5 protein-coding genes are annotated in these 7,131 nt (G+C 51.0%); 3 read left to right on the forward strand and 2 right to left on the reverse strand.

Translation table 11 applies throughout. From position 1 onward, the window contains the following. Positions 1–114: 114 nt before the first annotated feature. Positions 115–1,440 (reverse strand): alpha/beta hydrolase-fold protein, encoded by a 1,326-nt coding sequence (locus Q0294_RS03060; protein WP_299460796.1) that lies wholly within the window; start codon positions 1,438–1,440, stop codon positions 115–117. 261 nt (positions 1,441–1,701) lie between these two features. Here Q0294_RS03060 and coaD point away from each other — a divergent pair, with 261 nt between their 5' ends. From coaD to Q0294_RS03075, 3 genes are all read left to right on the forward strand, one after another. Beyond that, positions 1,702–2,226, forward strand: coding sequence for a pantetheine-phosphate adenylyltransferase (gene coaD / locus Q0294_RS03065; protein ID WP_299460798.1), 525 nt, complete (start codon positions 1,702–1,704; stop codon positions 2,224–2,226). A 45-nt stretch (positions 2,227–2,271) separates the two neighbouring features. Then, positions 2,272–2,865, forward strand: coding sequence for a thioredoxin family protein (locus tag Q0294_RS03070; protein ID WP_299460800.1), 594 nt, complete (start codon positions 2,272–2,274; stop codon positions 2,863–2,865). A gap of 229 nt (positions 2,866–3,094) precedes the next feature. After that, on the forward strand, positions 3,095–6,166 hold the full coding sequence (locus tag Q0294_RS03075; RefSeq protein WP_299460802.1) for a PVC-type heme-binding CxxCH protein: 3,072 nt from the start codon (positions 3,095–3,097) through the stop codon (positions 6,164–6,166). A 156-nt stretch (positions 6,167–6,322) separates the two neighbouring features. On the opposite strand, the gene Q0294_RS03080 is transcribed toward Q0294_RS03075, so the two are convergent. Next, the coding region (locus tag Q0294_RS03080) for a DUF1559 domain-containing protein (RefSeq protein ID WP_299460804.1) at positions 6,323–7,131 on the reverse strand (809 nt) is incomplete at its 5' end.

Consider the following 7,131-nt stretch of genomic DNA (forward strand, 5'->3'; position numbering starts at 1 on the left):
GCACGGTTCAACTCCTGGGGCGCGGTAGCTCGCCGACCCGCACTCGGTTCGTCAAATAAAAATCTCACCTAATGTTTTAATTCACGGAAAATACCTCGTTTTGACGTCAGGCTTTTATTTCCCCTCAGCCCAGATCCAGACCAGTGCCTCGGGTAGCACGGCTTTTCCATGACGGCTGCTGTGAATGCCATGCCCTGTGACAAACCAGTAATCATAACCGCTGTAAGCGAGGGCGGCTGCCATCCGTTCGTTATTCAGGAACCAGTTACCCAGCTTATTATCCAAATCATTATCCCCATCCTGCAGAAATACTTTGAGCGGTTTGGGGGGCTCTTCTTTACGGATCAGACCGGGATAATCATGGGCGGTTTTCCAGGGGCCAAACTGATCGAGGGGAATCGTATTCTTTTTTCGGGAGGGATAATCATCAATCCCGCGGAAATCACAGAAACTGCCGACAAAGGAAATCACCTTCTGGAACAGATCAGTTCGATGCCAGGCGGCTGTGAAAGCACAACTGCCGCCGGAAGAAGCGCCGCAGATCACATGGTCTTCCGGTTTCTCCGAAATGCGATACTGCTGGCGAACTACGGGCAGCATTTCTTCATCCAGAAATGTAGCATATTGAGCCGTACAGGTATCATATTCATTACTGCGGTTTCTGATTTCCTGTTTACCTTTTGAAGCAGCAGGAATCACTCCGGGATTGATAAAGACGGCGATCGAAACCGGAATTTTTTTCGCATGAATCAGGTTGTCGAGAACAATCGTGGCGTTCCCGTCGCCGTGACAGTAACCCCCGCCGTCGGTGAAGACGATCAATTTGGCGGGATCACCCGATTCTGAATACTGGGCAGGCACATACACCCACCAGTCTCTGACGGTTCCCGGATACTGTCTGGTGCTCTTAAAGGCGGGCATTTGAGTCAGTTTTCCCTGGGGAACTCCTGCCTGTCGAAGGCTTTCGGGTTTCCACTCGTAACTTTCAAATCCAAATCGGTTAAATTGGCCCACCGGTAAACGGCGACCATTGACGCTATACCGATAATGGGCTGCAGAAAAGTTGGGAAACCGTTCTACTCTCGCAAAGTAGCCGGAATCTCCCAGCGCAATCATGGGCCACTGGCGCCCCTTTTCAGCGTAGATGATGACTTCGGCACCGGGGTCCGCTTTTAAAAACCAGCCTGCGTAACCGCCGCCATCATCGGTTTTTTCGAGTAAGTACCGATGCGTGCCCAGGGATAAATCTTTTTCCTTCTGAAAACGCTTCTGAAAGAAATCGAGCACCTGTTTCTGGTTAGCCTGATTCGCCGGTTCTTTTAACAGCTTCGAAACGTCTTCCAGGTTTTGCGGAGCGGCAGACGCACAATTGATGATGAAAAGCAGCATCACACTCAAAGACGCCGTTTGAACTGTTGCGCGAAAAACAGAAAGTCGCATGCCACGATGCTCCTGAAAAATGAATTTACCTTAGTAGGATGGAGTGGTCTGTTAACAGATAATACAAACATCGCCTGCAAAGATACGCACTCTGATTAGTCTATTACACTACGTGACAGGCAGATTTGCAATTCACTACGCAGTTCACGGGCAAATCTGACGATTCGTCTGAGAAATTGGATTCTGTCCGTTTGGATCGACCAGGATTCCAGCTACAATGAAAGTAGAAGTTGTCAGGAATTATGCGAGAAAGGCCCTTTTGTGACAAATACGCTCGACCCACATCATGCTGTGTATGTTGGCAGTTTTGACCCGCCGACGCTGGGGCACTTGGACATTGTAGAGCGTGGCGCTTCGATTTACTCGAAGATCACGGTGGGCATTGGTATCAATCCGGATAAAAAACCGCTCTTCTCAGCTGCAGAACGGCAGCAGATGCTGCAAGAGCTGCTGTCTGCCTTTCCCAACGTCGAGGTAAAATGTTTTCAGGGTTTGGCGGTGAACTTCGTGCGGGAGTGTGGCGGCGGTGTGATGCTCAGGGGGCTGCGGACGCTGACCGATGTGGAAGCGGAATTTACGATGTCCCTGGCGAACAGAGCTTTGGCTTCTGATATCGAAACGGTCTTCCTGATGGCCAGCGAAAAATACACTCATATTTCCAGTTCGTTGATCAAACAGATTGCGCAACTGGGCGGTGATGTCGCAGCAGAAAAACTCAAAGTCTTTGTGCCCGCGCAGGTCGTCGAGCCTCTGCTCGAAAAATTTGCTTCAAAAACTTCCCATTAAGATTGGTATCTGCTGATTTGGCAGAGATAAAAAGGAGAACATATCATGGTAAAAACGGCTTCTACAATGCTGTCTCTGGGAACAAGTGCTCCGGAATTTGCTTTGAAAAATGTCGACGGACAAACCGTTTCGCTCGGCGACTTTCAGGATTCCAAAGGCTTACTGGTGATCTTTATGTGCAACCATTGTCCCTTTGTAATTCATCTGCGGGAAGCGCTGGCGACGTTCGCTGACGAATACATGGCAAAAGGACTGGGGGTCGTTGGCATCAGTTCGAATGATGTGGCAACGCATCCTGACGACAGCCCGGAAAAGATGGTCGAAGAAGCAAAAAAAGCAGGCTACCATTTTCCTTACTTGTACGATGGTTCTCAGGATGTTGCCAAAGCGTATAAAGCGGCCTGCACTCCTGATTTCTTCCTGTTCGATCAGGAACAAAAACTGGTCTATCGGGGACAGTTTGACGACAGTCGCCCGGGTAATGAAAAACCAATTACCGGCGCAGATCTTCGGACTGCCTGCGACGCCGTTCTGGCGGGAGCTCCCGTGACCGAAAATCAAAAACCCAGTATTGGCTGTAACATTAAATGGAAGGCAGGCAAAGAGCCGGAATACTTTACCGGCCAGCCTGCTGTCTGACAGCCGCTTTCATTGACGAATCCCAACTCTCTTTGCCCTGTGGGTGAAGAGAGTTTTTTTATGCCCGTTTCTGTACGGGGACCTCGACGATCGGGGATTGTCGCTTGTGGATGGTCAGACGCCGATTTACAATTATTTAACATTCCTACCTAAAGTGGCTGGTTCCTAGATCAGGAAGTCGCATTCGTACGTCCGCTGCTGAGAAATATCAATATAAAGAGGATTCTCGATGAGACATCTGGTTTTCAAACAGGCGCTGTTATGTTTGACTGTGGTCGCGCTGACAGCCCTCTTTACTTTAACGGGACCGCTCGATTCTGCGGAGAAAAAGGGGGCGACGCCAAAATCGCTGGCGGAGGCGCTGCCCCGCCTGGAGCCTCTGGCTCCCGAAAAAGCGTTGAAAACATTTCGATTACAAAACGGTTTCCAGATGGAGCTACTGGCTGCAGAACCGCTGGTCACCGATCCAGTCGCCATGCAGTATGACGAGAACGGTCTGGCTTATGTGATCGAGATGAATGACTATCCTTATACGGACAAATCCCAGGATGAAGCCTGGGCGGAACAGAAGTTGGCTCCCATCGGCAAAGTGCGCGTGCTGGAAGACGTGGACGGCGATGGGAAGTTTGATCGTTCGACGATCTTTGCTGATCAGCTTTCCTGGCCCACCGGTCTGGCATTCTGGAAAGGGGGCGTTTATGTTTCTGCGACTCCCGATATCTGGTACTTCAAAGACACGGACGGCGATCATAAAGCGGATATCAAACGCAAAGTTTTTACCGGCTTTCGCAAGTTCAACGTGCAGGCCGTGATGAATAATCTCAAGTGGGGCCTCGATCATTGTATCTATGGTGCAGGGGGGAGTAACGGGGGAGCGATTCAAACCGGCGCGACTTCCAAGACCGACCCGATTAATATGGGGCGACGCGATTTTCGCTTTGATGCGGGAACCGAGACCTTTGAAGTCATTTCCGGCGGGGCACGTTTCGGGAACACGTTTGACGATTGGGGAAACCGTTTTATCTGTAATATTCGCAATCCCCTGATGCAGATTGTACTCCCCACAAAATATCTGGTCCGCAACCGCTATCTGCCAGTCGCCTCTGCCATCAACGACGTAGCGGAGGCCGGCGATACCCTTTCGGCTTTTCGCGCCAGCCCTCCCGAGCCTTGGAGAATTATCAATGCGGAGCGCCTGGCCGCCGATCCCAATTCCCGCTCTCCCCGCAGCGAAAAAAACGCGACCGGTTTTGTGACCTCTTCCGCCGGCGTCACCATTTACCGGGGAACCGCTTATCCGGAAGAATATTATGGCAACGCATTCATCGGCGAAGTGGCGGGGAATCTGGTCATGCGCTATCTGATGACACCGGACGGCGTCACATTTAAAGCGCGTCGGGCTCATGAAAATATTGAGTTCCTGGCTTCGACCGACAACTGGTTTCGCCCCGTCAATTTTCTGAATGCCCCCGATGGAACACTGCATGTGCTTGACATGTACCGTGAGAATATTGAACATCCCTGGTCGATTCCCGATGACATCAAAGCGCATCTGGATCTGACCAGCGGCCGGGATCGCGGTCGCATCTATCGCCTGGTTCCTCCTGAATATCCGGCCGATTATCACAAACCGCAACCGCCGCGACTTGGTTCTGCAGATATTAAAACGCTGGTCGCTGAACTGGAAAATCCGAATGTCTGGTGGCGGGACACGGCACATCGCCTGATCTTCGAGCGACAGGATCAATCAGCCGTGCCGTTACTGAATCAACTGCTGAATAAGAGCGAATCGCGTCTGGCCCGCTTGCACGCCCTCTGGTCTCTACAGGGATTGAATGCACTCAGCGATGAGAATCTGCTGCAGGCGCTTAGTGATGATGAACCGGAAATCCGGCGGACTGCTGTCCGGCTGGCTGAACCAAAATTAAATCAGAACGAGACGCTGCGAAACAAGGTCCTGTCTCTGGCGACAGACGCTGATCCGCGGGTTCGTTTTCAAACCGCGTTCACTCTGGGAGAAATAAACGATCCACAGGCTGCGAAAGCCCTGTATCAAATCGCGCGGCGCGATCACGGAGATTTCTGGATTCGCACAGCCGTTCTCAGTTCACTGTCCGAATCAACGGCAGGTTTTTTAGAGAGTCTGTTGGCGGACGTCGAATTTGCCGCCAGCCCTGAAGCCAAACTACTGTTAAGCCAACTTGCCAATGTGATTGGCACACGACAACAGCCGGCGGAAGTGAAACAAATTCTGGCACGGACCTCCCGCTATGATGATCCCGGACAGAAACAAAAGACGGCAGACGTGCAGACGGAAGTCGTCCTGGCAATCGGACAGGGGTTAAAACGTGGCGGCAAAACATTGCTGGCATATGCGAAAGAGGAAAAATCTGCCGCGGCTCAACTGGTTCGTCAGCAGATCGCACACGCGAAACAAACGGCCGCCGATCGAGGCCAGACCATTGAAACGCGCCAGCAAGCCATCGATTTATTGAGTTGTACCGACTTAACAACTGCGGAAGCGGCGTTAATACCACTCCTGGATGCACGTGAGCCTCAGACAGTTCAAATTTCAGTTGTCGAAGCGTTGACCAGCTTTACCGATTCGCAAATCGCGGACCTGCTGCTCAAACAGTATCCTTCCCTGACGCCGAATGTCAGAACAGAAATTGTGAATCAGTTGTTGAAGAGAGAGAATTGGATTTTGAGACTGTTTGCAGCGATCTCTGATCGAACGGTTTTCATCAGCCAGATTCCCGAGGTCAGACGCACGATCCTGCTGAAAAGTACCAATCCGGAAATCAGACAGCAGGCCACCCGGTTATTTGCCGGAGATATTCTCAGTCCGCGACGTGAAATCATTTCTCAGTATCAACCGGCGCTGGCATTACAGACGGATCTGGCAGAGGGGAAAAAAGTCTTCAAGCGGGATTGTCTGACTTGTCATAAGCTGGGGAAAGAGGGGTATGAAGTCGGTCCCAATCTGGCGACAATTAAAAACAGAACCGCGTCTGAGATTCTGGTACATGTGCTGGACCCCAACAAAGAAGTGTCGCCGAACTTTCTGGAATATGTGGTGGTGACCGATGTCGGCTTGATCGAAACCGGCATTATTGTAAACGAGACCCCTTCCAGTATTACCCTGAAAAAAGCCGAGAACAAAGAGATCACCATTTTGCGGGAGAATATCGAGGAGATCAGAAGCTCGGGAAAATCACTGATGCCGGAGGGCTTTGAAAAGAAAATCAAAACACAGGAAATGGCAGACCTGATCGCCTATCTGATGGCGCTGGAAAACTGAATCGGTCCACGGAAAAGGCTCAGCAGAACCAACGTCGCTTCTGTAAATCCTGAAACCGGTTTCCGTCATCGAATTGTTTTGTAACGAAAAAGGGACAGGCAGTATGATGGCTGCCTGTCCCTTTGAATTGACACTGGTTGAATTTAAGACAAGGGTTTAGAATTCACCAACGACGTTGCCGTCATTGATGCCGATCAGATATTCGAACGTACTGTCAGCCGGGATGGTTGCCGCGTTGTGATGAATATTTTCGCTGATAAACTGAATGCGTCCATCACCAAACAGGAAATGCGCGCCGCCGACATGGGGACTGCTGAAGGCAATTCGTCCCTGTCCTGAGGATGCATTAGCATTGATCGCTGCGGCACCGCCTCCAAAAATGGAGATCAACCCCTGGTTAGAACTGGAACCGTCCGAGCTGATGGCAGGACCGGTGGCGTTAAAATCCCGGGCCGCATATAAAGCACCGGCAAACGCTTTGATTGAATTGAGCGAATAGGCGCGTTCTCCGGCCAGAATGACATTGCTGCTGCCATCGGTAAAATCACGCAGGCGCACATCGCTGTTTCGATAAAATGCGCCATTCGCATTATTGGTCGGATTCGTTCCCTGATCCTTCTTCAATCCAAATGAGTTATTGGATGCGATATAATTGGTAACAGCCAGACCATATTCTGATCCGCCGGTTGCTTTGATTTTGCGGCCGGCTTCATCATGAATCCGGGGACCCGAATCGGAGGGGCAACGGAACACAGGCAGTGTCTGCTGCATGGTGTTCCGGATGCTTGCGTTATTCAGCACGGTAGAAACGGGAACCGTACCAACATTGAGTTGGTTAAACAGGGGGGCCTGATCGAGATAAGGCAGCAGTAACGCGTTCCAGGCCCAATGCCCTTCATTATCGACGATGACGCCGCCATTAGAGGGAAGAATTTCTTCCACATAACCGGGAGGAAAAGTACGAA

It is taken from the genome of uncultured Gimesia sp., assembly GCF_937919775.1.
In the GTDB taxonomy this organism is placed as follows: domain Bacteria; phylum Planctomycetota; class Planctomycetia; order Planctomycetales; family Planctomycetaceae; genus Gimesia.